This is a genomic window from Hymenobacter cellulosivorans (assembly GCF_022919135.1).
Classification (GTDB): Bacteria; Bacteroidota; Bacteroidia; order Cytophagales; family Hymenobacteraceae; genus Hymenobacter; species Hymenobacter cellulosivorans.
In genome coordinates this window covers 5,554,897-5,580,357 of sequence record NZ_CP095049.1, presented here as the reverse complement: position 1 = coordinate 5,580,357, position 25,461 = coordinate 5,554,897, and the positions used below count along the sequence as shown (strand labels likewise).

Annotated in this window: 23 protein-coding genes; 12 read left to right on the top strand and 11 right to left on the bottom strand. The window is 60.6% G+C overall.

Annotated features, from left to right (window positions below):
- The first annotated feature begins 6 nt into the window (after positions 1-6).
- A complete protein-coding gene (locus MUN80_RS23585; RefSeq protein ID WP_244716968.1) occupies positions 7-2,454 on the top strand; it encodes a TonB-dependent receptor in 2,448 nt (815 codons plus the stop codon).
- Between the two features lie 261 nt (positions 2,455-2,715).
- Here MUN80_RS23585 and MUN80_RS23580 read toward each other — a convergent pair whose 3' ends face one another.
- The 3 genes from MUN80_RS23580 to MUN80_RS23570 form a co-directional block, all read right to left on the bottom strand.
- A complete protein-coding gene (locus tag MUN80_RS23580) occupies positions 2,716-3,288 on the bottom strand; it encodes a DUF6438 domain-containing protein (protein WP_244716966.1) in 573 nt (190 codons plus the stop codon).
- Between the two features lie 363 nt (positions 3,289-3,651).
- Positions 3,652-5,532: a membrane protein insertase YidC gene (yidC, locus tag MUN80_RS23575; protein ID WP_244716964.1), complete on the bottom strand. Its 1,881-nt coding sequence runs from the start codon at positions 5,530-5,532 to the stop codon at positions 3,652-3,654.
- 271 nt (positions 5,533-5,803) lie between these two features.
- Positions 5,804-6,220 carry a winged helix-turn-helix transcriptional regulator gene (locus MUN80_RS23570; RefSeq protein ID WP_244716962.1) on the bottom strand — a complete coding sequence of 139 codons (417 nt, stop codon included), beginning with the start codon at positions 6,218-6,220 and terminating at the stop codon, positions 5,804-5,806.
- Positions 6,221-6,392: 172 nt separating this feature from the next.
- Here MUN80_RS23570 and MUN80_RS23565 point away from each other — a divergent pair, with 172 nt between their 5' ends.
- Complete coding sequence (locus tag MUN80_RS23565; protein ID WP_244716960.1) at positions 6,393-7,256, top strand: SDR family oxidoreductase; 864 nt, start codon at positions 6,393-6,395, stop codon at positions 7,254-7,256.
- Between the two features lie 209 nt (positions 7,257-7,465).
- Here MUN80_RS23565 and pyrG read toward each other — a convergent pair whose 3' ends face one another.
- Entirely contained in the window at positions 7,466-9,112 is a 1,647-nt protein-coding gene (gene pyrG, locus MUN80_RS23560; RefSeq protein ID WP_244716958.1) for a CTP synthase, read from the bottom strand.
- Positions 9,113-9,391: 279 nt separating this feature from the next.
- On the opposite strand from pyrG, the gene MUN80_RS23555 reads away from it, so the two are divergent.
- From MUN80_RS23555 to MUN80_RS23545, 3 genes are all read left to right on the top strand, one after another.
- The gene (locus MUN80_RS23555) at positions 9,392-10,747 is read left to right on the top strand and encodes a D-alanyl-D-alanine carboxypeptidase/D-alanyl-D-alanine-endopeptidase (protein ID WP_244716956.1); all 1,356 of its coding nucleotides are present in this window, start codon (positions 9,392-9,394) and stop codon (positions 10,745-10,747) included.
- A 45-nt stretch (positions 10,748-10,792) separates the two neighbouring features.
- Positions 10,793-11,488, top strand: a complete 696-nt coding sequence (locus MUN80_RS23550; RefSeq protein ID WP_244716954.1) for a hypothetical protein — start codon at positions 10,793-10,795, stop codon at positions 11,486-11,488.
- 332 nt (positions 11,489-11,820) lie between these two features.
- Positions 11,821-13,440, top strand: a complete 1,620-nt coding sequence (locus MUN80_RS23545) for an RICIN domain-containing protein (protein WP_244716952.1) — start codon at positions 11,821-11,823, stop codon at positions 13,438-13,440.
- A gap of 443 nt (positions 13,441-13,883) precedes the next feature.
- On the opposite strand, the gene MUN80_RS23540 is transcribed toward MUN80_RS23545, so the two are convergent.
- Positions 13,884-14,120 carry a hypothetical protein gene (locus MUN80_RS23540; RefSeq protein ID WP_244716950.1) on the bottom strand — a complete coding sequence of 79 codons (237 nt, stop codon included), beginning with the start codon at positions 14,118-14,120 and terminating at the stop codon, positions 13,884-13,886.
- A gap of 9 nt (positions 14,121-14,129) precedes the next feature.
- Positions 14,130-16,061, bottom strand: a complete 1,932-nt coding sequence (gene serA / locus MUN80_RS23535; RefSeq protein ID WP_244716948.1) for a phosphoglycerate dehydrogenase — start codon at positions 16,059-16,061, stop codon at positions 14,130-14,132.
- A gap of 107 nt (positions 16,062-16,168) precedes the next feature.
- On the opposite strand from serA, the gene MUN80_RS23530 reads away from it, so the two are divergent.
- On the top strand, positions 16,169-16,882 hold the full coding sequence (locus MUN80_RS23530) for a hypothetical protein (protein ID WP_244716946.1): 714 nt from the start codon (positions 16,169-16,171) through the stop codon (positions 16,880-16,882).
- Between the two features lie 32 nt (positions 16,883-16,914).
- On the opposite strand, the gene gloA2 is transcribed toward MUN80_RS23530, so the two are convergent.
- Entirely contained in the window at positions 16,915-17,304 is a 390-nt protein-coding gene (gene gloA2 / locus MUN80_RS23525) for an SMU1112c/YaeR family gloxylase I-like metalloprotein (protein ID WP_244716944.1), read from the bottom strand.
- Positions 17,305-17,374: 70 nt separating this feature from the next.
- Positions 17,375-18,088: a DUF421 domain-containing protein gene (locus MUN80_RS23520; RefSeq protein ID WP_244716942.1), complete on the bottom strand. Its 714-nt coding sequence runs from the start codon at positions 18,086-18,088 to the stop codon at positions 17,375-17,377.
- A gap of 187 nt (positions 18,089-18,275) precedes the next feature.
- Here MUN80_RS23520 and MUN80_RS23515 point away from each other — a divergent pair, with 187 nt between their 5' ends.
- Positions 18,276-18,956: an alpha/beta hydrolase gene (locus tag MUN80_RS23515; protein ID WP_244716940.1), complete on the top strand. Its 681-nt coding sequence runs from the start codon at positions 18,276-18,278 to the stop codon at positions 18,954-18,956.
- A 73-nt stretch (positions 18,957-19,029) separates the two neighbouring features.
- Here MUN80_RS23515 and MUN80_RS23510 read toward each other — a convergent pair whose 3' ends face one another.
- The gene (locus tag MUN80_RS23510) at positions 19,030-19,314 is read right to left on the bottom strand and encodes a hypothetical protein (protein WP_244716938.1); all 285 of its coding nucleotides are present in this window, start codon (positions 19,312-19,314) and stop codon (positions 19,030-19,032) included.
- Between the two features lie 248 nt (positions 19,315-19,562).
- On the opposite strand from MUN80_RS23510, the gene MUN80_RS23505 reads away from it, so the two are divergent.
- The 4 genes from MUN80_RS23505 (at position 19,563) to MUN80_RS23490 (ending at position 23,018) form a co-directional block, all read left to right on the top strand.
- Positions 19,563-20,786, top strand: coding sequence for a helix-turn-helix domain-containing protein (locus MUN80_RS23505; RefSeq protein WP_244716936.1), 1,224 nt, complete (start codon positions 19,563-19,565; stop codon positions 20,784-20,786).
- Positions 20,787-20,893: 107 nt separating this feature from the next.
- Positions 20,894-21,424: a hypothetical protein gene (locus tag MUN80_RS23500; RefSeq protein ID WP_244716934.1), complete on the top strand. Its 531-nt coding sequence runs from the start codon at positions 20,894-20,896 to the stop codon at positions 21,422-21,424.
- Positions 21,425-21,468: 44 nt separating this feature from the next.
- Positions 21,469-22,044 carry a YceI family protein gene (locus MUN80_RS23495; protein WP_244716932.1) on the top strand — a complete coding sequence of 192 codons (576 nt, stop codon included), beginning with the start codon at positions 21,469-21,471 and terminating at the stop codon, positions 22,042-22,044.
- Between the two features lie 116 nt (positions 22,045-22,160).
- Entirely contained in the window at positions 22,161-23,018 is an 858-nt protein-coding gene (locus tag MUN80_RS23490; protein WP_244716930.1) for a pirin family protein, read from the top strand.
- 223 nt (positions 23,019-23,241) lie between these two features.
- On the opposite strand, the gene MUN80_RS23485 is transcribed toward MUN80_RS23490, so the two are convergent.
- Positions 23,242-23,652 carry a DUF983 domain-containing protein gene (locus MUN80_RS23485; protein ID WP_244716928.1) on the bottom strand — a complete coding sequence of 137 codons (411 nt, stop codon included), beginning with the start codon at positions 23,650-23,652 and terminating at the stop codon, positions 23,242-23,244.
- A gap of 193 nt (positions 23,653-23,845) precedes the next feature.
- Positions 23,846-24,799 (bottom strand): aldo/keto reductase, encoded by a 954-nt coding sequence (locus MUN80_RS23480; RefSeq protein ID WP_244716926.1) that lies wholly within the window; start codon positions 24,797-24,799, stop codon positions 23,846-23,848.
- Positions 24,800-25,037: 238 nt separating this feature from the next.
- On the opposite strand from MUN80_RS23480, the gene MUN80_RS23475 reads away from it, so the two are divergent.
- Positions 25,038-25,442 carry a YciI family protein gene (locus tag MUN80_RS23475; protein ID WP_244716924.1) on the top strand — a complete coding sequence of 135 codons (405 nt, stop codon included), beginning with the start codon at positions 25,038-25,040 and terminating at the stop codon, positions 25,440-25,442.
- The last annotated feature ends 19 nt before the right edge of the window (positions 25,443-25,461 follow it).

The following is a 25,461-nucleotide window of genomic DNA, read 5'->3' as shown; positions in this document are numbered from 1 at the left end:
TTCTCCATGCTTCACCGCTACTGGTTGCTCTTGCTGCTGCTTGGCCTCACCTTTCACCTCCAGGCCCAAACCACAGGACAAATCAGTGGGACGGTGCGCGACCGGGCCACCCAGGAGGTGCTGCCAGGCGTGACGGTGGTGCTGGAAGGCACGGACTTCGGTACGGCCACCGACGAGCAGGGCCGCTACAAACTGGCCGGCGTGCCTACGGGCTCCTACAACCTGCGGGCTTCTTTTGTGGGCTACGAGGCCCTGCTGCGCAGCAACGTGAGCGTAACCAGCGGCAACGCCAACATCATCAACCTGGAGCTGAGTGCCGGAGCCAAGCAGCTGGGCGAAGTCACCGTGACGGCTAGCCGGGCCATTCGGGTGGCTACGGCCGAAACGCCCCTGAGCGTGCAGCGCCTCAATACCGAGGAAATCAAGACTTACCCGGGCGGCAACTTCGACATTTCGAAAGTGGTACAGAGTCTGCCCGGCGTGGGTGGGGGCGGTACCGGGGGCACGGCCGGCTTCCGCAACGACATCATCATCCGGGGCGGGGCCCCCAACGAAAACGTGTACTACCTCGACGGCATTGAGGTGCCGGTCATCAACCATTTTGCCACCCAGGGCAGCACCGGTGGCCCGGCCGGCATCCTGAACGTGTCATTTATCGAGGACGTGACCTTGAGCAGCTCGGCCTTCGAGGCCCGCTACGACAACGCCCTGAGCAGCGTGCTGCAATTCCGGCAGCGCGACGGTAACCCCGAGCGGATTCAGGGCAACGTGCGCCTGAGCGGGACCGAGGTAGCCGGCACCCTGGAAGGCCCGCTGGCTAAGAACACGACCTTTCTCGTGTCGTTGCGCCGCTCGTACCTGCAGCTGCTCTTCAAGGCCCTGGACCTGCCCATCCGGCCCAACTACTGGGATTCGCAGTTTAAGGTCACGACCAAGCTCTCGGAGAAAACCACGCTGACGGCCCTGGGGCTGGGCGCTTTAGACCACTTCGAGCTGGCCGCCCCGCGCAACTCCTCGCCCGACAAGGAGTACGTGCTGCGCTCCACGCCCACCTACGACCAGTGGAACTACACCACTGGCCTGGCGTTGCGCCACTTGCTGCCCAACGGCTACCTGAACGTGGCCTTGAGCCGCACCCAGCTCGAAAACAAGCTCGATTTGTTTGAGTCAGGCAAAAGCAAGGACGAGGCCAACCGGGTGCTGCTCACTCGCTCGGGCGAAACCGAAAACAAGCTGCGCGTGGACGTAAACCGCACGGCCGGCCGCTGGCAGTACGCTTACGGGGCCAGCGGCCAGCTGATTCACTACGACAACCGCTTTCAGCGCCGCCTGCGAAGCGAAATTCGGGATGCGCAGGGCGCGGTGGTGGCCCCGGAAGTCACGGTGCGGTTTGCCTCCGACCTGAATTTTGTCCGCTTCGGGGCCTTTGCCCAGGCCACGCGCACGTTGCTGCCCTCGGGCCGGCTTACGCTCTCGGCCGGGGTGCGCACAGATGGCAACTCCTTTACCAACGACGGCCGTAACCTGCTCCGCACCCTCTCGCCCCGGGTATCGGCGGCCTACGCCCTGACCGATAAGCTGAACCTGAACGCCTCGGTGGGCCGTTACTACAAGATTCCGCCGTCCACGATTCTGGGTTTCCGGGATGCTAATGGAGGGCTGGTCAACCAAGACAACCGCTACATTCGCTCCGACCACTATGTCGCTGGCCTGGAGCTGCTGCCCCGGCCCAACACCCGCTTTACCCTGGAAGGCTTCTACAAGAAGTACAGCCACTACCCGGTGAGTGTGCGCGACGGTATTTCACTGGCCAACCTGGGCGGCGACTTTGCGGCCCTCGGCAACGAGGCCGTGACCAGTACCGGCCGGGGCCGCACCTACGGCGGGGAGTTCTTCTTTCAGCAGAAGCTGACCCGCAAAACCTTCGCCGTGGTGTCGTACACCGTGTTTCGCAGTGAGTTCAGCGGCCTTGATGGGCGCTACAAACCCTCGGCCTGGGACTCGCGCCACTTGGTGTCGGGGCTGCTGGGGCGGAAGTTGGGGCGCAACTGGGAAGTGGGCCTTAAGTACCGCTTCGCCGCTGGTTCGCCCTATACCCCCTTCGATTTGGAGGCGTCACGCCAGAATTACCTGGCCATCGGCACCGGGGTTCTGGATTACAGTCAGCTCAACACCCAGCGCCTGGGCTCCTTCCAGCAGGTCGACTTCCGTCTCGACAAGAAGTACAACTTCCGCCGTCTGACCCTGGACTTCTACGTCGACGTGCAGAACGTGCTGCTGGCTAAGTCGCCGGCCACGCCCAGCTACAGCTTCCAGCGTACCCCCGATAACTCGGCCTTCGTGAGCACCGACGGTCAGGCCCTGCGCCCCGACGGCGCCAACGCCCTGCCCATCCTCATCGACAACGAAAGCGCCCTGGTTACGCCCACCATCGGCTTTATCGTGGAGTTTTAGGTTCGTGATTAGTTGTTGGTTGTCAGTTGTCAGTCGTTAGGGCTGCCATCCTGAACGCAGTGAAGGACCTTCCTTACCTTCCCCTGCAAAGGCTAGTATCAACGCACAGAAGCCCTTTACCACCCGCGCGGTAAAGGGCTCTTGCACATTTAAGGGTACTTGTCACTCAGGAAAGGAAAGGTCCTTCACTGCGTTCAGGATGACCGCCCTAACAACTGACAACGAACAACCAACAACTAATACCAAACAACCAGCAACGAACTACCGGTCAGCGGCGGCGTTGGTGCCGCCCGATACTTTCTCGATTTCGGCGGCTACGTATTTCATCAGTGCTTCGAGCTCGGGCGGGGTGCCTTCTTCGGCCTGCACGGTTTTGAGCTGCCCGTTAGGCTGGCGTATGCTCAGGATAGTGGCGGGCAGGTCGGTAGAGCCCTGGGAGTAGCGCTCCTCGTAAGTGGCAAAGTTGAGGCGGCGGGCATCGTCCATAATCGTATTGACGGTTGCCACGGGGATTTTCAGCTCGTGGGGCCCCGTCAGGGGCACGTAGCGGTAGCCGATGTAGGACACATGACCATCGGAGAAAACCGTGGCCTCGTAGTGGGGGCAAGTACCAAAGCAGGGCGTGCGCCGAAAGACGATGACGGGCACGGCCTCTACTTTCTTGGCTGCCACAGGCTTTTTGGTCACCACTTTCACCTTGCCTTTGACCGGGGTCCGGCTCAGCGAAACGGTTTTGGTCTTGGTTTTATTTTTATCCGACACCAGATTCTGGGCCGGGGCACTACTGGCGGCCCCGAGCAGAGCGGCCAGCAGAAACAGGAAGGAGAGGCGCATAGTCGGGGCGTTAAAGAGGTGAGCGGCCAGGTAAGTTCCAAAAAACGAGCCACTAACCAAGAGCTCCCTGCCACCTACTACCTACGAAGTTGTGCTTTACCTGGATGGAAGGCGGCGGGTAAAGTCAGGGTAGAACCATGCTGCTTCTCGTCTGCTTCCAGAATGGCTCTAGACTGCTTCTAGACAAACTTCAGTCAGGGCTTATGGTGAACCGAGAGTAAGTGGCTGATAATTGAGGGAACGGAGTTGGACAAAACCCTGGCAAGCCGCCGGTAAGCGGCAGCGAAAAAGCCCGAAATGAACAACGCCCTTCCACCGGGCGGCAGAAGGGCGTTGGGAAAAAAGAGCGGAGCTCAGCGTGGGCTACGAGCGGCGGGTGGGCTTGCGGGGCTTGTCGCCTTTGGGCTCGCGCGGCTCCCGCGGTTCGCGGGGCTCGTTGCCGCCCTGCTTGGCCTGGGCCTCGCGCTCCTGAGCGGCCTTCATGGCCTCGGCCAGGCGGGCCTGGAAGCCCGAGGGCTTCTTGTCCTTGTTCTTGACCTTGTTGGCTTCGAGCTGGGCGCGCAGTTTGGTTTCATCCACAAAGCTGCGGGTAATGAACTGCTGCCCAAACGTGACCATGTTCGAGACAAAGTAGTACCAGGTCAGGCCGGCGGCGAAGCTGTTGAGCACGAACATGTAGATAACCGGCATTACGTAGCCGATTACCTTCATCTGGCCCTGCATCTGGGTGTTGACCTGGTTACTCTGCCAGGTCATGAGCAGGGTGGAAGCCGTCATCAGCAGGGTGAAGAGGCTGACATGGTCGCCGTACCACTTGATGTAGAAAGGAAGCTTGATAAATACGTCGTAGCTGCTCAAGTCCTTGGCCCAGAGGAACTGCTCCTGGCGCAACTCAATGGCGTTGGGGAAGAACTGGAACATGGCCAGCAGAATCGGGATGGTGAGCAGCGTGGGCACGCAGCCGGCCAAGGGGCTTACTCCGAAGGTGGAGTAGAGCTTCATCGTCTCGCTCTGAATCTTGGTCTGGTCGTCGCCGTACTTTTCCTTGAGCTGGTCGATTTCGGGCTTGAGCACCTTCATGCGGGCCTGCGACACGTAAGTTTTATAGGTCAAAGGCCAGGTCACGAGCTTGATGAGCAGCACGAGCAGGGCGATGATAATGCCATAGGAGCCGATAAACTGCTCCAGGAAGTGAAACACGGGCAGAATCACGCCCTTGTTGACCCAGCGGAAAATACCCCAGCCCAGGTACACGTTGCGCTCGAAGCCGGGCGCTACGTTTTCCAGAACCGGCAGGGAATTGGGGCCGAAGTAGTAGCGGAAAGTCGCCTTGTTAGCTTGCACATCGGCCACCGGAATAGCCAGCGTGGAGCTCATCGTCTTGAGGTAGGTCGAGTCTTCCAGGTCGACCTTGGAGTTGAACTGTCCGTTGCTGAACTGGTTGTCGGCGATGATACCGGCAATAAAGAAGTCGTGTTTGTGAGCGGCCCACTTCAGGGGCTCCGCAATCTTGATTTCCTCGGGATTCTCGGAAGCCTCGGCCAGGGCGCCGTGGTCATCAGAGGCCAGGTAGTGATTGATGGTCGAGTGGTTGCGGTTCTGCTTGGCGTCCTGCTCAGTCTGGCGCACGTGGTCCAGGAAGCTGAAGGTAAGTGGCTCGGCGGCCAGCGTGTTGGCTATGCCGGGCATACGCAGGGCATAGCCAACTTCGTAAGAATCGTCAAACAAGGTGTATTCCTGCTCGATGCTGCCCCCAGCCACGGCGGCTGTGAAGGTCAGGCGCTGGCCCTTCCGCTCCCCAACCGTAACGGCCTGGGCGGCCGCGGGCTGGAAGTAGAGGTCCGAGAGCTTGATGGTGCGGCCGTCGGTGGTGCGAAAGCGCGTGTCGATTTGGGCGCTCTGAGCGTCGAGCAAATCCATCGGCTTGCCGAAGAAGGTCTTGTACTTGTTCAGGCGCACGGCTTCCACCCGGCCGCCCTTCGTGGAGAAGGTCACCGTCAGGTTGGGGTTCTGGAGCTGCACCTGCTGGGCCGTGCCCTGGCCGGCAGCGGCAAAGGCACCCAGCGTGCGGGCGGCCGTGGCCGAGTCGAGGGGCGCGGCGGCCGCGGCCGAACCATTTTTGCTGGCGGCGGTGGTCGCCTTAGCGGCGGGTTGTTCTTTCGGCGGCTTAGGCGAGAAAAAGAACAGGTAGACGAGGAGCAAGGCCGAGATAATAAACAGGCCGGTTGCTTGGTTTTTGTCCATCGAAGGAAGGTACTGACGGGAAAAAGTGAGGGGCGCCGGGCGGCGCGAAACACAAAGGTACGGGGAAAGCCGGGCTTGCCTCAAAAATCCGGCTAGCCGGGGCAAAGGTCGGGAATGGCAGTAGAATATTCGCCAACCGGCGTATTTGGCAGAAGGCCGAAGGTGCGGTATGGGACCCTTCTTCCAAAAGGACAGACTTATACGCCAAGACTCTGACTTGCTACGTTCCGGTGGGTTGCGGAAAGCAGTCGGTGGGAAAGGCGCATGCTGGTTACGCCAGGGCCTTTTCGCGGGCCATCTGTTGGTACTTCTCCACGGCTACACCTTTCTCAGTCTGGAGTTCTGCCAGCAAGCCAGGGTCAACAAGGGTGGAGCAATGCTGAGCTCCCCACAGGATGAGTTCAACCATGATGGGGACGATAGCCACGCCTTTTTCCGTCAGGCGGTAGGTGAACTTTGATTTCTTGTCGGCGGCCACGGCCTTGGATACAATACCCTGCGCCTCAAGGCCAGCCAGGCGGTCGGCCAGGATGTTGGTCGCCATTTTTTCGGCCGACTGCAGGAATTGCCCATAGGTTGACTTACCCGCAAACACCATGTCCCGCACAATCAGCAGAGTCCATTTATCCCCGAGTACATCGAGCGACGTGCTGATGGGGCAGGTAGAACGCTGTTTTAGCTCTTTCATAAAAAGTGTTTTTACTTGCAATTCGCAAGTAATATGTTGCATATTTACACTTGCAAATTACAAGCAAATATACGCAGGTTTGGTCCCTGCCGGTAGCTGCTTGGTGTAGCCTTCTTTTCACCACATCGCCTTCTTGCCGACCAAGCAGGAGCGGTTTTTACTTTCTGTTTCCATGATTCTAGTAACTGGAGCCACCGGTGGCCTGGGCCACGAAACCATCGACTGCTTGCTCACAACCACTCCGCCTACGGAAATCGCCGCCCTGGTGCGCGACGTCAGCAAAGCCACCGACCTTGCGGAGCGGGGCGTAGACGTGCGGCAAGCCGACTACTTTGACTACCCCGCACTGGTACGAGCCTTTCGGGGTATCGAGAAGGTGCTGCTGGTTTCTGCCGTAGCCTTTACCGACCGGGTGAGCCAGCACCGCAACGTCATCGACGCCGCCAAGGAAGCCGGCGTGAGTCATTTGTTCTACACCAGCATCCAGCGCAGCTCCGATTTTGTGCTGGCCGAGGTCACAGAAAGCGACCTAGCCACGGAAGCCTACCTCAAAGCGTCGGGGCTGGTTTACACCATTCTCCACAACGGCTATTACTTCGAAGGCCTTGGGTACCTGATTGGAAGCCAGGTGCCGGATGCAGAGATACGTTTTCCGGCGGGAGAAGGCAAGATAGCATTCGTTAAGCGCACCGACCTGGCCGCCGCCACGGCCGCCCTGCTGACCAGCGAAGGTCATGACAATCAAGAGTATACTCTAACTGGAAGCAAGGCCTATTCGTTTCACGACATCGCCCAAGAATTATCCGGGTTAGCGGGCCGGCCCATCACCTACCACAGCAGCGAACTGGCGCCCTATATCGCGCAGCAAGTAGCCGCCGGCTTCCCCGAACCCGTCGCGAACTTCTTCGCCCAATGGGGGGCCGCCACCCGGCACGGCATGCTGGCTGAGCCGCACGATACCGTCGAGCGGCTGCTGGGCCGCAAGCCTATTTCGCTCCGGGAGTACCTGAAAACAACGTATTTCCTGAGTGCCTGACCACTCATAGCGGCAGCCAATGCCTGGTGCCGCTACCAAACTGGGTCCGGCAAGCTAGCACCGAGCCAGTACGTGCGATGCGCCCACGAAAAAGCCCTTTACCGCGCTAGGTGGTAAAGGGCTTTCTAGTAAATGGCAGTGTCGTATTACGCAGAGGACGGATGGCTTCGGCTCTGCCTCCTCGCAATGACACGGGTAACTCTAGTTTTCTACAACTCGTTCTTGTGGTGCTGGATGGCAGCTTTCACGAAGCGCACGAACAGCGGGTGGGGGTTCTGGACCGTGCTTTTCAGCTCGGGGTGAAACTGCCCGGCCACAAACCACGGATGGTTCGGAATTTCGATGACCTCGACCAGCCCGGTGTCGGGGTTTACGCCCGAGGGCACCATGCCAGCTTCCTCGAATTGCTGCAAAAACTGGTTGTTGAACTCGTAGCGGTGCCGGTGCCGCTCACTGATGTGGTTGCGGCCGTAGGCTTTGGCCGCCTTCGAGCCCCGGCGCAGTTCGCAGTCGTATGCCCCCAGACGCATGGTGCCGCCTTTCTGAGTTATATTCTTCTGCTCTTCCATCATGGCAATGACGGGGAAGGGCGAAGCCAGGTCCATTTCGGTGGAAGAGGCGCCTTCCAGGTTAAGCACGTTGCGGGCAAACTCCACTACCGCGCACTGCATGCCCAGGCAGATGCCAAAGAACGGAATCCGGTTTTCGCGCACGTACTTGATGGCCGCTACCTTGCCCTCGAAGCCCCGCTCCCCGAAGCCGGGCGCTACCAGGACGCCATCCACACCGTGCAGCAGCTGCCCGATGTTTTCGGCTGTCACGTGGTCCGACTGAATGCTGCGCACCGTGACTTTGCACTCATTCTGGGCGCCGGCGTGCACGAAGGCTTCGTTGATGGACTTGTAGGCGTCGGGCAGCTCCACGTACTTGCCCACCAGAGCAATGGTGATTTCCTCGGTCGGGTTCTTGAGGCGGCCCAGGAAATCTTTCCAGATTTCCAGGTCGGGGTGGGCACTGCCGCCCGTGAGCTTCATTTTCTTGATAACCCGCTCGTCGAGGTGCTCCTTGAGCATGAGCAGGGGCACCGAGTAGATGCTGTCGGCGTCGAGGGCCTCGATAACCGAGTTGATTTTCACGTTGCAGAACAGCGCAATCTTCTTGCGCATCTCCATCGGAATGGGGTGCTCGGAGCGGCACACCAGGATGTCGGGCTGCAGGCCGGCCTCGCGCAGGTCGCGCACCGAGTGCTGGGTAGGCTTGGTTTTGAGCTCCCCGGCCGCCGCCAAGTAGGGCAGCAGGGTGAGGTGAATCACGATGGAGTCGTTGGGTGGCAATTCCCAGCGCAACTGGCGCACGGCTTCTACGAAGGGCAGGCTCTCGATGTCGCCGATGCAGCCCCCGATTTCGGTGATGACGATGTCGAACTCACCTTTTTCGCCGAGCATGAGCATCCGGCGCTTGATTTCGTCGGTAATGTGGGGCACTACCTGCACCGTTTTGCCCAGGTAAGCGCCTTCGCGCTCCTGCCGGATGACGTGGTCGTAGATGCGGCCGGTCGTCACGTTGTTGGCCTGGGAAGTCGGCACGTTTAGGAACCGCTCGTAGTGGCCCAGGTCGAGGTCGGTTTCGGCCCCGTCGTCGGTCACGTAGCATTCGCCGTGCTCGTAGGGGTTGAGCGTGCCCGGGTCGATGTTGATGTAGGGGTCGAACTTCTGGATGGTGACCCGAAAGCCGCGGGCTTGCAGCAGCTTGGCGAGGGAGGCGGCAATGATGCCTTTACCCAGGGAGGAAGTCACGCCGCCGGTAACAAAAATGTACTTGGCGGTAGTCGCGGGGGGAGGGGTTCTGTCTGGCATAACAGGACGCAAAGCTACTCAAATATGTGGGAGGGGCGCGGCGCAAATTCGAATGTTGCAAAGAATAGTTGTCGAGCGGGCCGCCGAAAAAGGCCGGTTTCGGGCCGGTTGACCAGGGCGCAAGCATCTGTTTTAGTTCTTGTCGGGCGAGTAGTTTCAGTTGGGCCCGTACTGCAACTCTCTGGCTTTAAGTGCTACCAGAGACTAGTGCTCTGCCGCGTGAAAAGCCGTAGAAGTTGTAGTTGAGTTTGCATATTGCGCGGCCCAAACCCGCCGCTCATGTCCTGCCGCCTGTTGCTCGTAATTTTTCTGCTGTGCGCCGGTCTGCTGCCGAAGGCCCGGGCCCAGAGCCGGGCCGACGACAACGTGGGCGAAACCGCGTTGCGGCGCGGTAAAGGGCCCCGCTGGCTCAACCGGCTGTTGACCGGCTCGGCAGTGCTGAGCCCGCACCACGTGGGCCTGAGCATCATCGACGTGACGACCGGAGAGCCGGTGTATGAGCTCAACGGGGCGGAATATTTCCAGCCGGCCAGCACCATGAAGCTCTTTAGCCTCTACGCCGGCCTGCACCTGCTCGGCGACTCCCTGCCCAGCCTGCGCTACGTGGTGCATTCCGACTCGCTTATTTTCTGGGGTACCGGCGACCCCACGCTGCTCCACGGCGATGTGCCCTCGCGCCGGGCGTTTGCGTTCCTGCAAAGCCGGCCCGAAAAGCTGTTTTACACCACTATTCCCAGCGTAGAGGCTTTTGGGCCAGGTTGGAGTTGGGACGACTACAATTATTACTTCCAGCCCGAACGCAGCCCCTTTCCGCTCTACGGCAACACCGTGCGCTTTCGGGCGGCACCCAATCAGGCCCTGCGCGTAGCGCCCCGCAGCTTCGCGGCTCTGGTGGAGCCCGCGCCCCCCGGCACCACCAGCCCCGACCATGTGCGGCGCCCCTTGCTCGAAAACCGCTTTGTGGTGTATCCTTCAGCCCGCAGCTGGACCGATGAAACGCCTTTTCGTACTGACTCCGAGCTGGTAGTCAAGCTACTGCAGGATACGCTGCGCCGCCCGGTGCTGGCCCTGCCGTGGCGCCCCTGGCCTCAGGAGAGCATCCGCACCGTGCAGGGCGTGGCCGTCGATTCCTTGTACCGGCGTATGCTGCAGGTGAGCGACAATTTCCTGGCTGAGCAGTTGCTGCTGCTGTGCTCCAGCCGCCTGGGTGCTGACTCCCTCAGTACAGCCCGCGTCATCCGGACCATGCACCGGCAGTTTCTGGCCGACTTGCCCGACGCCCCGCGCTGGGTAGATGGCTCGGGCCTCTCGCGGCTGAACCTGGCCACGCCCCGCGACCTGACGGCTCTGCTTCTGAAGCTGCACCAGCAAGTACCCGAGCCCCGCTTGCTCAGCCTGTTGGCTGCCGGAGGTGGGCACGGCAGCCTGCGCCGCGGTTACCACGACGCCCGCGGCACCTGGTTCTGGGGCAAAACCGGCACGCTGACCAACGTGCACAATCTTAGCGGCTACCTGCGCACCCACAAAGGCCGGCTGCTGGCAGTGAGTTTCATGAACAACAACCACGTGGCTGAAACCAGCGCAGTCCGCCGGGAAATGGAGCGTATCCTGGCCCAGGTGCGGGAGCGGCTGTAGCGGCGGCAGCTAATCCGGAGTTTCTACAACATTGATTCGAGCGTTATGCGCAAATATTCTCCCAACTATGTTCTAATTGTTGGAGTCGGTATCGGCCTGCTGAGCTTATCCGCCTGTCAGCCGGTGGGCAATGATGCCAAAACCGAGGCCATCAAACCCCGCCCGGGTAAGGGAATTGAACCCACTGCATCGGCGCCGGCTTCCGTCGCCAGTGCTGCAGCTACGCCAGCGGATTCGGTGCGGGAACTGGCCCGCTTTACGCCGGCTGGCTACCGGGTCGAAGCCGTAAGCCAAGGTGATTTAAACCGGGACGCCTTTCCTGACCAGGTAGTAGTGCTCCGCCTGTTGGCGGCCGATAGCAGCATGATGGGCGACGAAACGGCGCGGCCATTGCTGTTGCTGCTGGGCTCGGCCTCGGGCCGCTACACCCTGGCCGCCCGCAACGATCAAGTAGTACTATGCACTGGCTGCGGGGGCATGATGGGCGACCCGTTTCAGGGAATTACCATCAAAAATGGCTACTTCTCCCTGGAGTACTACGGCGGCAGCGCCTGGCGCTGGACCCACGTCACCACGTTTAAATACGACCCGACCGGGCACAGCTGGTTTCTGCATCGGGAAGGCGGGGAGAGTTTTCACGCCACCGACCCCGATAAAGTTGAATCCTACAGCCGCACTACCCGGGACTTCGGCCGCGTGGCCTTCACTAAGTACGACCACGCCAAGGAGTTTGGCCAGTAAGCAGGGTGGCCCGCTGCGGGCCTCAATCCCAACCCTTCACCGGGCTTAGAGGCCGGTGGTTAGTAGTGGTTGCCGGCCTTTTTGGCAGAAACCGAAGACTGGGCAAATGGAGCCTCGGGGAATCGGCTGGTAGTCTGTTATTTGCATTTTATCCAGAACCGTGAGTTAGTTATCAAGGTAAAGCATGGTTGAGTTGGCATGGCTCCCCGATTATCGGTAGATTCATGCCGTCATTTGCTGCTTACTGGCCGCCAAGCTCATCAAGCTGCCGGTTTGTCAACTGTAAAACCTTAAATTATTCCGCTGTGCGTCGCTTGATACTTTGCTCGCTGGTGACCGGTCTTTGGACCGGCGCAACAACATTGGCTCTGGGTGCCACCACGTCTGGTCATACTCCTGGCGACTCGCCGGTACTGCTGGCGCCGCTCCCCGCTCAGGGTGCTGGCACAGGCCTGACGGGCAGCTACTTTGCCAACGGCAGCCTGGCCGGGATGCCCCTGCAGCAGCGCGTCGATCCTTCCATCAATTTCAACTGGGGTAATGGTGCTCCCGGCCCCGACCTGTCGGACGACAACTTCTCCATCCGCTGGGAAGGACTGCTGGCCGCTCCCTCGACGGGCAGCTACCGCTTCATCGGTAAAACCGTGGATGAAGTGCGCGTGTGGGTCAATGGCAAAAAGATAATCGACACCTTCAACGGCAACAAGATCGGGGCCACCGGCAGCAGCGGCATCGGGCTGGCAGCGGGCGAAAAAACCACCATCAAAATTGAATTTGCCGCTGGTGAAGGTGAAGCGCAGTTCCAGATGATGTGGGCCCCGCCCGGCCAGGCGCCCCAGGTGATTCCGACGGCGTATCTGTATCCGCAGGGCTCTTCGAGCATGCCCGACCCGGCCGGAACTGCCGTAGCAGCAGCTCCGGCGGCGGCTCCCAAGCCCGCCCCGGCTCCGGAAAAAGTGGTAGCCAAGGCCAAGGTAGAGCCCAAGCCCCGCGAAGCAAAGCCTGCGCCAGCCCCGGCTCCGGCGCCCGCCGCAAAGCCGGAAGTGAAAGTAGCCAAGGCTACTCCGGCTCCGCCTAAAGTAGACCCTGCCGTAGCTAAAGCCGAAAAAGCTACGGCCAAAGCAGCCGCCAAAGCAGCCAAAGAAACCCCGCCCGCTCCGGCCCTGGAGCCTGGACTGTACGTGCTGACTTCGCGCACCACGGGCAAACCTTTGGAAATTGATGACCCTTCGCGCCCCAACAGCCACGTTTACAACGGGCTGGGCACCGCCAGCAAGGAGGCCGACAGCCGTAACCAGGAGCCGCAGTGGCGCGTGGAACGGTTGGCTGATGGCTACTACCGCCTCGTAGTGCCCGGCAACAACCGGGTGCTGGAAGTATTGGGCAGCTCCACTTCTAACGGGGCTGAAATGGACCTGTGGCCTTATTACAGCGGCAACAACCAGCTGTGGCGCATCGAGCCCACCGAAAACGGCTATTACAAGCTGCTGGCCAAGCACAGCAACAAGGCCCTAACTGCCCGTGACTCGGCTGCCGGCACCGTGCAGCAGTGGCGTTACAGCGGCAAAGAAAACCAGATGTGGAAGCTCCGGCCCGCCAAATCGGAGGAGCCGACTGCCCAGGATATGGCCAGCAGCCGCCCCGGGGTGGGAGCCAACAAGATGAGCATCTACCCCAACCCCAGCAATGGTGTAGTGCAGCTGCGCTACAACCTGCCCGAGGAAATTCCGATGGGCTGGGTACTTTACAACCAGAACGGCGCGCCGGTTCGGGTGTCGGACTACCGTCGTCAGACGGCCGGAGCCCACCACCAGACCCTGGACTTCACTGGCCTGCCCGCCGGCGACTACAACCTGCGCATGACCGTGGGCACCGTCACGACCCGGGAGCAACTGCAGCTGCGCAACCCCAAGGCCGACCCGGTACCGACCGCGCCGATTGGCAGCAACTAAAGCTCGCAGCCAGACTTACATAAGCAAAAAGGCGGCCCTCACCGGGGCCGCCTTTTTTGTTGGTCGCTAAGCCAGGATAATCGGCGGAGGCACGACAACTGACTACCGGAAAAGCCTGGTAAAGGCATCGAGCAAGGACCATGCTGACTTGGAAGCAGGTGAGGGGTTGCTCGCCGGCAACTGCACCGGGCCCAGACTTGCGGTGGCAGACTTCGGAGCTTGAAATTTAGTGGGCAAGTGCGGTAAGGCCTGCTCAAATGCTTCCCGCACCTGCACCTCGAAGTCGGGCAGAAGAGCAGGCAGTTTCGTCTCGTCGGTTATAGAAGCTGCTTGCTCATCAAAGTGCAAGATAATATTGCGGTACTTTGGCCTTATTTCATGCCGCCAGGCATCCCAGGATTCGGAAACGCCGTCGGGAAATAGGGGCGCCAACTTGCCCGCTACTAGGTGCCACCACTTTTCAGGAAGTCAGCATCAGCCGCCGCCAACGCCAGCGCCGCGGCCACGTCGGGCAACAGTGCTACTTTGCTGAGCATCGGCTGCTGGACAACCTGGCCTTGGGCCAACTCAATCAGCAGCGGCTTGGCCCCGAGCTGTCGACAGACGGCCACGAAATCGTCGAGCCGGTGTGTCGGCAGGGCGTCGGTGGTCAAATGCAGCTCGAAGGGAACAAGGTTCACAGCTCGGCCTTAGTAGAGCACCCGAAATTTGATGGTGTGCTCTACCTCGCGCAGGGCTTTGATCACCTCCTGGTCGTACTCCTGGTTGATGTCGGTAATCACGTAGCCGATCTGCTCGTTGGTTTTCAGATACTGCCCCAGGATGTTAACGTGGTGGGCGGCCAGCACGTTGTTGATACGGGCCAGCACGCCGGGCACGTTGGCGTGAATGTGAATCAGGCGGTGGGCCTGCTGGGTGGGCAGCTGAATGTTGGGGAAATTAACGCTTTGCTGGGTGTTGCCGGTGTTGATGTACTGCATAATCCGCTCGGGCACAAACTCGGCAATATTGCGCTGGGCCTCGGCCGTGCTGCCGCCGATGTGGGGTGTGAGCAGCACGTTGGGCAAGCCCCGCAACTCACTCTCGAAGCCTTCGTCGTTGGTTTTGGGCTCGTAGGGAAACACATCCACGGCCGCGCCGCCGAGGTGGCCACTGCGCAGGGCCGCCGCCAGGGCCGGCACATCCACGACGTGGCCGCGGGCGTTGTTGAGCAAAATGGCCCCGGGCTTCATCATAGCCAGCTCGGCGGCCCCGATAAGGTTGGTGTTGTCCTTGCGGCCGTCCACGTGCAGGGTCACGATGTCGGCCTGCTGCAGCAGCTCCGGCAGGGTGCGGCAGCGCACGGCGTTGCCCAGTTGCAGCTTTTCAGCCACGTCGTAATACAGTACCTGCATGCCCACGGCCTCGGCCACCACCGAGAGCTGGGAGCCAATATTGCCGTAGCCGACGATGCCGAGCTTTTTGCCCCGGATTTCAAACGACCCTTTCGCCGACTTATCCCACTCCCCGGCGTGCATCTTAGGGCTTTTTTCGGGGATGCGGCGGGCCAGCATGATGATTTCGCCCAGGGCCAGCTCTACCACCGAGCGGGTGTTGGAGAAGGGCGCGTTGAACACGGCCACCCCGCGCTTCATGGCCTCGGTCAGGTCAATCTGGTTGGTGCCGATGCAGAAAGCGCCGATGGCAATCAGGCGGTTGGCTTTGTCGAGCACCCGCTGCGTGACCTGGGTTTTGGAGCGAATGCCGAGGATGCTTACGCCCTCGATGCGCTCCATCAGCTCTTCTTCGTCGAGGCCGCCGGGCACGGAATCTACCTGGTAGCCTTCAGCGCGGAACAGCTCGGCGGCGCGCACGTCGGGGTTTTCGAGCAGCAATACCTTAATGCGGTTTTTGGGGTAACTCAGGGTCATGGGCAGCTTGTTCTGGTAGAGAAACTCGTCGAAAGAGGGCAGTACTTCGTCGGCGCGGGCCACTACGGCTTCGCGGCTGATATTTTCGGTGAAGGCGTAAAAGCGGTTGGCCAAGCCAGCTTCCCGGATCTGATAGTCAGTATAGCCGTCGCCGAGCACGTACACGTCGCCGCTCAGGTCCAGCTCCCGCAGCTGCAGAATCTTGCCCCCGTCGCGGCTCAGCACGTTGTCGGGGTCGAAGCCGGTGATGCGGCCGTCTTGGTCGAAGGTGAAGGTATTGGCCAGCACGTGGTCGGCCTGGATGCCGAAGTCGGCCACGACGGGCTCGATAAACTCCCGAAAGCCGCTGCTCACGATATAGACCCGCCCCGGAAACCGCTCGAAGAAGCTGCGGTTGCGCACGATGCTCTCCGACACCTTGCCCTTGAGCTGCTCGACGAGTACAGGTAGATGCTCGCGCCGGGCCGGCAACAAAGCCAGCCGCTGCTGCAACGACTCCGAGAAACTCAGACTGCCGCTCATGCCGCGGTCGGTCAGGGCCCGGATTTCGCCGACGACTTTTTCGCGGTCGGGGTGGCCCTGCAGGGCAATATCGGCCAGCTCATCCAGGCCCTCGACCTGGGTGAAGGTGCTGTCAAAGTCAATAATCAGGTAGGGCAGCGGTGTGGTCGGTTGGGGCATAGCGGCGGTAATATCGGGCACAAAACCCATTCGGAGGCGGAAAAAAGTGTGAAAGGAAAATATCGAAGCAGATTTTACAACCTTTGGGGCAAGCCGCGGCTCATTACCCTAACCATCCTTATTTCCTTGCTGGCATTATGAAGAAGTATACTCTGTTGTTCTTCGGGGCTCTGACTGCCCATCTTAGCTACGGGCAGCAAACCGAAATTTCAGCCCATCTAACATCTGGCGCAGCCAATTTCCGGGGCTCGTCGGTTGCGGGGAGCTCCTCCATTATTCTGTCGCAAACGGCCGGCTCCGGGCCGTATACCAACAATGCCTACGGCTCCCGGATAGCCTTTTCCTACGGCGTGGCCGGGCAGGTGCAGCGCCTTACGGCCGGCAGCCGAACGCTAATGGGCGTGCAGGCCGGCTACGAGCTGCTGCGCAGCCGCGTGCAGATTGTCAGCGTCGTTGACCGCACCAATAAGCTGATTCCAACCGCGGGGAAAAGTACCCTGACTAACTCCTTTATCAATGTGCATCCGTTTTTCGGCCACCGCTTCGATTTCTCGAACGTAGACCTGGACCTGACGGCGGGCCCCGAAATGGGACTGTTGCTGCACAGTCAGGAGAAAGGCGAAGCGGTGAACCTAGCTGGAAACCGCTATACTACCAGCCTCGGCCACGACCACCCCGAACTCGACATTCGTTTCCGGGCCAACCTGACGGCCCAGTTCCAGCACGTGGGTGTGTCGCTCGGCTATTCCTACGGGCTGACCAACTACCGGAAAAGTGAGCTGGGCGGCACAGGCGAAGCCTACTCCCAGGTTTTCCGGGTGGGCCTGTCGTACCGGCTGGCAGAGCTATAAGCGGCTAGGCCAGTGCCAGCTTGGTCGGGTAACTACGCCTCGTAAAACTCTACTGGCAGCCCGTCGGGGTCCTGAATGAAGGTGAAGCGGCGGCCGGTAAACTCGTCGGTCCGGATAGGCTCCGAGGTTACCTGGTACTGGTCGAGCCAGGCTACGGTGGCATCCAGATCGGCCACGGCAAAGGCCAGGTGGCGCAGGCCGGTAGCTTCGGGCTGGGTGAGGCGGGGCGGGGGCTCGGGAAAGGAAAACAGCTCGATGACGTATTGCCCCCGCAGGGCCAGGTCCAGCTTGTAGGATTGGCGCTCAACCCGGTACACTTCCCGAATCACCTCCAGCCCCAGCACCTGGGTGTAAAAGCGCTTCGACGCGGCGTAGTCGGCGCAGATGATGGCGATGTGGTGAACGTGCAGCAGTGGAATCATGTCCGAAGGTACGAGTCGTTGCAGCGCCGGGCCGTTTTTACCTTGCCCATATAAGCAGCCGCGGCCCTGACTAGGTAATTCGCTGGGCGTCGCAGGCCGGAATCCACTGGTCGTCCTGGCAGACGGGGCAGCGGGCTACGCCGGCGGCCGGCAGCTCCCGCACTTTGCCGCAGGTAGCGCAGGCGTACGAGCCCGCCTCGGGGGCGCGCTGCTGGGTTTGGCCAAGGCGCTCGGGCCAGATGGGCAAGCCCGGCTGCACGTCTTCCTCACTGAAGAAATAGGCGCTGACTTCTCCCGTGGCCTCAATGTAGGCGCGGCGCACCTGCCCCAGGTGTTCTACCTGCAACTTGCGCAATTCTCCAAACAGCTCTTTCTGGGTCAGGTTTTGCTGCCGAAATTCCTCGATGCAAATACTGCCGTTTTCCACGAGCAGTACCGGTTTGCCTTCCAGCCAGTCGCTGAAGCGCGGATACTTCTCGGTGGCTTTGTTGAAAAGCAGGTACAGCATGGGCACCACCACGAACACCACCGCCGCGTGAAGCAGGGGCGTGTCGTCGTAGAGCATGGCGTCGCCGGCGGCCGAGCCCAGGGCCAGGATGATACTGAGCTCGAAAATGGACAGCTGCCGCACCCCGCGCCGCCCCGTCACGCGCAAGGCCCCGATGACCATGAAGTAGGTCAGGACGCAGCGTAGTGCGACTTCGAGCAAAAACAGGGGCGGGGCATCCTCCGAAAACAGAATTCGATTCCAATCAAAGGGCTCGATAGGGACGGCTAACAACATAGAGCGGCAGAATAGTTGAGCTTGCTAACGCAAGCCCGCCGCCTATAGTTGATCTGTTCTGGTTAGAAAAACCTTAATAATCAATTAAAAAGCAATTAGAACTCCGGCTTTGGCCTAAGCCCGGCTATATCATAATGGCGGCCGACGAGTATACCAGGAAAGGTACTTTCCCAGCCGGCCCCGCGCCATGACACGCAAAAGCAAACCCATCGAATTCATTCTGGAAACCGTGACCCTACACGGCGTTGCGGGCAATGTGGAGGAACTGACCCTGCACACCAACCACGGGGAAATGCCCGCCCGCTTTCACCCCGCCCAACCCACGGCGCCGGTTGTGGTGTGGGTAGGTGGCGCCGGTGGAGGCCTCGACGGCCCGGCCTGCGGCCTGTATCCGCGGCTAGCGGCCCAACTCAGCAGCTTCGGCATAGCCTCCTTGCGGGTGCATTACCGCCGCCCCAACTACCTGGAAGAGTGCGTGGCCGATACGCTGCTAGCGGTACAATACGTGGTGCAGCAGCGCCAGGCTCCGCAGGTAGCGCTGGTGGGGCATTCCTTCGGCGGAGCTGTGGTCATTGCGGCCGGTGCCCTGAGTGCCGAAGTAACCGCGGTAGTCGCCATGAGTAGCCAGACCTACGGTACCGACCTGGCCCCGCAACTGAGCCCCCGGCCGCTGCTGCTGCTCCACGGTACGGCCGACGAAATTCTGCCAGCTGCTTGCTCCGAACTAATTTTTGCCCGGGCCCGGGAGCCCAAAGAGCTGGTGCTTTATCCCGACTGCTGCCACGGCCTGGATGAGTGCCGGGAGCAGGTCGACCGGGATGTGGTGGCCTGGCTTCGGCAGCAGCTTGCCGCCCCGCATCAGGCCTAGGCCAAACAGCACAACGCCCGGGCGCACTGCTGCGGCCGGGCGTTGGCTTAAGGAGAAGAGCTAAGCGGACTGCCTAGTCTTTGGGCTTGATTTTGTCCTTGCGGCGCTTGTCTTTCACTTTCACGTCGCTGGGTACGGTTTGTACCGGGGGGGCCTGCGTAACGGTGGCCGGAGCCTGGTCTACCGTAGTTGTGGTCGACTCCACAGTGGTTGTGGCGGGCGTAGACGGGGTGGCAGGCACGGCCGGAGTAGCCGGCGTTACGGTCGTCTGCTTGGTTGTAGTGGTCGTAGTCGACTGCGCTTGGGCCGAGTATGCACCCGTGGCGAGCAAGGCGGCGAAAACAAATAGCTTCTTCATGGGAGCAGGATTTTCGTTAAACCATCAAACCGGCCCCTAGAAAGGGACGGTTCCGAGTTGCCTTTAACGGAGCTCGACGGCGAAGGTTTAGCTACAACTATAGATTAATCTTGATATTTATATTATTGCCCTGAAAACCAACGAGAAAAAGCGGGCCTACCCCAGGCTAGGCCCGAAATCTGGACCGCCGGAGCCAGTGCTCGGGAGCGGCGTTGCTCGGGGAGTTTGGTTTACTATCTTGCCCGTCTATGCTGCTCACCTTCACGCCCCTGGCCGCTTTGCTGTTTGCCGTTATTGCGCAGGCGGGCTTTGCGGCGGGCCTGCTCTGGGTTGGGTCGGCCAACCGCCAGCCCAACCGGTTTCTGGCCCTGCTGATGCTGACCATTGCTTTGTGGCTGCTCGACGGATTTTTCCGGGTGGCCGGCGTGTATGGGCAGCGGCCAGAGTGGTATTTTCTGCCGATTTACTACTCTTTCGCCTTTGGCCCGCTGCTGTATTTTTACGTGCAGAGCCTAATAAACCACGATTTCCGGTTTCAGCGCGGGCAGTTGTGGCATTTTGGGCCCGTATTGGTGCAGGCGGCACTGTATAGCTGGCTGAGCCTGCAGCCCTACGACTTTCGCAATTGGTTCTGGCAGCACGTACACCGGCCCTACACTTACCGGCTGGAGTTTCTCGGCACCTGGGTTTCTCTTATTCTCTACCTGGTGCTGAGTTTGCGGCTGTTGCGGCAGTACCGGCGCTGGTTGCCCGAGCATTTTTCCGAAATCTCTCAGCTGCGGCTGCAGTGGCTGCGCGGCCTGCTGCTGGCCCTGGCCCTGGTAAGCGGGCAGTGGCTGGTGGAGCTGGTGCTGCGCGAGTTTTTCGGCCTGTACTACCGCTACGACTTTTCCACCGAGTTGCTGGGCATCGTCGTCTTCATCATCGGGGTGGTGGGGCTGCGGCAAGCCAACATGCAGGCCGTGCAGTTCACGCCCGAGGCGCCGGCCGATGAAGCCCTGGAACTAACTGCCCGCCCGGTGAGCAACGTTGGCGCAGAACCCGATGGGGCAATGCGGGCTCCGTTCCCGGCACACCCAGAGGCCCCGCCTCCAACGCCAGTAGCCCCCCGGGAGCCAGTGGAAGTAGATGCCCAAGTACGGGAGCGGATTCGGCGGGCGTTGGAAGACGAGCAGCTTTTCCGCAACCCCACGCTGACCTTGGCCGAGCTGTCGGCCCACACCGGACTGCCGCCCCGCCTGATTTCGTTTACCGTCAACCAGGGCTTCGGTAAGTCCTTCAACGACCTGGTCAACGGGCTGCGGGTGGCCGAAGTGCAACGCCGCCTGTCGACTACCGACGATGCTGCCCGCCTCACTCTGCTGGGTATTGCCTTCGAGTGCGGGTTCAATTCCAAAACGACGTTTAACCGCATTTTCAAGCAGTTTGCCGGGGTTTCGCCAAGCGAATATGTCGCTGGCCGGCGCCCGTAACCTGGTGCCAGATCCGGATATGGGACGTCCCGGCCGCTGATGTGGGGCGCTTTGGCCGGCTGGGCCGCTCACCTTTGGACCGTACTTCAACCTTCCCGAATACGGTCATGAAAAAGCTACTGCCCGCGCTGCTTTTACTCGGCGCTACCACTTCCGCCACGGCTCAGTCGGCGGCTCCGCCTACGGCCTGGACCAACCACAACCGGGCCCTGCCCGACCAGCTGCGCCGGGTGCCGGTGGGCCTGCAGCTCTGGCACACGCCCAATCCCAACTACCCCGAGGCCGACCCAACGCAGCCCGGCCATTTTCTGTGGAAACACAGCACAATGGTGCGCAACGACACCGGCCAGGAGCTGGAAATCGTGGCCTGCGGCAGCTTCATCTGGTACAACGCGGCTGGGTGGCAGGCCAATCTGACCGAAACGCCCGCTGAATTTGCCGAGCTCTTCAACTGCCCTCAGGGCCGGCTCAAGCCGGGTGCTACCTACACCTTTGCCAAAAATTACCGCTACGCCAACAGTGCCCAGAGCCTCTACGGCGGCGACGCGCTCTGGTACATCCTGGCCAAAGACGCCAGCGGCAAACTCTACAAAGGCCTGGGGCTGATTGAAACCGAAGCCGAGGTACTAGCTAAATAAGCCGCTCTGGCAAGTCCTGTTCCACCCATTTCAGCCTACCTATCATGAAACTCAACCCGCTATTCTGCTTTTTGCTCCTGTTCTACTGCCTGGCCTTTCGCCCGGCACCCGTGGTGTACCGCGTGGATACTGCTGCCAGCAAGCTAACCTGGACCGGCTATGCCGAGGTAGGCGCCTGGGCGCCCTCGGGCACGGTGCAGCTGCGCCAGGGCCAGCTGGAGTACGATCAGAAGACGCTGCGCAACGGCCGCTTTGAAGTCGATATGCGCACCATTGCCCATACTAACGCCGACTTGCAAAACCACCTGCGCGGCACCGATTTTTTTGCCGTGGAGCAGTATCCCACGGCCGTGTTTGAGCTGCGCGAAGTAGTAGGTGCCGAGGCGGTGGGTCAACTTACGGTCAGAGGCATTGCCCGGCCCCTGCGCTTTCCGGTGCGCGTCACGCGGGAGGCGGGCAGCAGCCTGCGGGTGCAGGGCACCGCTTCCGTCGACCGGACCCAGTTCGGGGTGCAGTTCAACTCCAGCTCTTTCTTTCAGAATCTGGGCGACCATGCCATTCGCAACGACTTCCAGCTCGCCTTCGATATTGTGGCGGCCCCGGCGCTGGCCCGACGGTAAGCGGCATCTTCCGGGAAAAGGCCACGTAGAGCAGGAATCAACAGATTAGTCGGCGCGGACCGGGACAAAATGGCCCGGCGCCGGTTTATCAGCCGCAACTCTGACTTTCGCCTTTCATGCGCACCATCCAGAAAATTCACCGGGCCGGGTATTCGCCCATTGCCGATTTGATAACCTACTCGCCGCTGCCCTCGCGCACCCTCGACCAGGTCGACCCGTTCCTGTTTCTGAACCACCACGGCCCGCAGGTATACAAGCCCCGCAACAACGGCTTGCCGTTTGGTCCGCACCCGCACCGCGGCATGGAAACCGTCACCTTTATTCTCGACGGCGACATTATGCACAAGGACAGCGGCGGCCACGAAAGTGTTATTACCGCCGGTGGGGTACAGTGGATGACGGCCGGCCGCGGTCTGATTCACGCCGAGGTGTCATCCCAGGAGTTCAAGCAAAACGGCGGCCCCTTGGAAATCCTGCAGCTGTGGGTCAACCTGCCCGCCCGCCTCAAAATGACCGAGCCACGTTATATCGGCCTGCAAAAGGAAGACATTCCCAGCCTGACCCTGGACGGGGGCAAAGTAACGGTCAACCTGATTTCTGGGGAGTGGGAGGGGCAGAAAGCGGCTTTCGAAACGCTGTCGGATGTTGCGCTGAACACGATTTTCTTCCAGCCCGGCGGCCAGCTGACCATTCCCGTGCCGGCCGCACACAACGTGTTTTTCTACATCATTCGCGGCCAGCTCACCGTTGGCGGCCAAACCATTGATGCGCTAAACCTGGTAGAATTCAACCACGACGGCGACGCGCTTCACATCCAGGCCGGCCCTACCGACAGCGTGCTGCTTTTCGGTCATGCCCGGCCCTTCAACGAGCCAGTAGTAGCCCAGGGCCCCTTCGTGATGAATACCGAAGAGGAAATTCACCAGGCCTACGACGACTACCGCCACGGCAAATTCGGTCAGTGGCAGCATTAGTGATTAAGCGAATGAGTGCCTGAGTGAGTTTGTGTGCAGGCAGTGTGAGCAGCGCGCAGCAATCCGTATTCTACGCAGTATGACTCGTTCTTTTACCACAAAGCCCTTTGCTGCTCGTGCGGGAAAGGGCTTTGTGCTGTTACACGAAGTTGCTCTTCGTGAGGCGTGTAGGGTTTGGCTCACAGACTATTTGGTCGGCTCCGGATTAGCTGCTTCAACTGCCTTAGGCCGAAGGCTGGTTGAGCGGGGCGCGGTAGGTGGCCTCCGGGTTGTAGCGCACGCCGCCAAACAGATACAGCATGATGGCCCGCGAATACCGGAACACCAGCGGCATCAGGGCAATACTGGCCACGGCCACCGTCAGCACGTAGACCCACACGGCCGGGTCGCCGAGCAGGTAGTAGCACAGCACCCCGCTGATGGTGAAAATGGCCACCGAAAAGGCGTAGCTCACGTACATGGAACCCCAGTAAAAGCCCGGCTCGGGTTCAAATGCCTGTCCGCACACGGGGCAATGCTCATGCATGTGGGAGAATTTGATGCTCAAGGCCGGGCTGGTAAACAGCGGCCCCTCGTGGCAGCGTGGGCAGCGCAGCGCCAAACAGGCCAAAGCAGATGATTCAATGCGGGACATGGCAAAAGGATGTTGGTACGAACAAGGGCTTGTCGTTTTCCTACGCACAGAACCCGGTCTTGGCTGCTTATAAAGCCATATTAAGAGTGGCGGCAAACAACAACTCCCGACTAGTTAGTAGTCGGGAGTTGTTCCGGGTACCGGTGCAAGCCCGGCAGCAGCGCCAGGCTTGAGCGTTGTGTTGCTACAGAGCCTACGCGCTGGCTTCGCCCAACTGGGTCAGGTCTTCGGGGCTTAGTTGCAACTCGGTGGCTTTGAGCAGCTCCGTGACCTGGTCAGCGCTGGTAGCCGAGGCAATGGGGGCCGTCAGGCCGGGCTGGGCTAGTATCCAGGCCAGGGCCACCTGGGCGGGCGTGGCCTGCTGGCGGGCCGCCACTGCATCGAGGGCGCTGAGGATGCGCAGACCTTTGTCGTTGAGGTATTTCTGGCCCACCCCGCCGCCTCGGGCGCTTTTCTGCAGGTCGGCTTCCGAGCGGTACTTGCCGGTCAGGAAGCCCGCCGCCAGGCCGTAGTAAGGAATTACGCCAATGTTCTGCTCCTTCACCAGCGGCAGCAGGTTCTTTTCGAAATCTTCCCGGTCGTAGAGATTGTAGAGGGGCTGCAGGGTTTCGTAGCGCGGAAAGCCGTGGTTGGTACTGGCTTCCAGCGACTCCCGCAGCCGCTCGGCCGAGAAGTTGGACGCGCCAATAACGCGCACCTTGCCCTGCTGCACCAGTTGGGCGTAAGCCTCCAGGGTTTCGTCCACGGGCACCGTCGGGTCGTCCTTATGTGACTGATACAAATCGATGTAGTCGGTTTGCAGGCGCTTGAGGGAGCCTTCCACGGCCCGTAGGATGTAGTCTTTGGCCAGGCCCTTGTTCTGGGCGTTTACTTCCCAGCCTACCTTGGTGGCAATGATTACGTCGTTGCGGCGGCCGCGCTGTCTAAGCCACTGGCCGATAATGGTTTCTGACTCGCCACCCACGTGGCCGGGCACCCACACCGAGTAGCCGTCGGCCGTGTCAACGGCGTTGCCGCCGCCCGCTACGAAAGCGTCCAGAATGCGAAAAGAAGCGGCTTGGTCGGCCGTCCAACCGAAAACGTTGCCGCCCAGAACGAGCGGGGTAATATGCAGGTCGGACCGACCCAAAGTGCGTGTAGAAGCCATATGAAGTGAATAAATAGTCAGGAAAAGCAATCCGCCGACGCCGGCAGGAGCGTAGTAGTACTGGCCAGCAGACAAATTGTTTTGCCCGCCGGCCAGTGATGCGTGGTAAACGCCTTAGTCTGAGGGAAGGGAGCAGAAGCGTAAAGCCCGGTAGCGCGGAAAGCGCCGGGTGGCAGCTACTTCGGAATTGGATTTACCGTACCATCACCCGTATCGTCACGCTTAAGCTGCTTTTCCCATGAGCAAATCTGGTTTTCTACTCCTGGCACTGTTGCTGGGTTTGGGAGCTGCCCCCACGGTAGCCCAATCGAGAAAGTCGGTATCCGGCCGCCCGGCCCCGGCCAAAACCTATTACCTGGTGCTGCTCAAAAACGTAGCCCAGCGGCAGGCCGACGTTGAGAAGCTATCCGTTATCAGGGCCGGGCACGCGGCGCACTTGCAGCAGCTTACCAAGGAAGGTCGGCTCACGCTGGCCGGGCGTTGTCCGGGCCCCGACAGCGCCTTGGGCGGTATGTACATCCTGAGTGCCGCCAGCCTGGAAGAAGCCCAGCGCCTAACTCAGGCCGATCCCGCCGTGCAGGCCGGCAGCCTGACAATGGAAATTTACCCCTGGGAAAAACAGGAACTGAGCCGGCGGCCGTAGCAGCCGGCCACCGGCATAA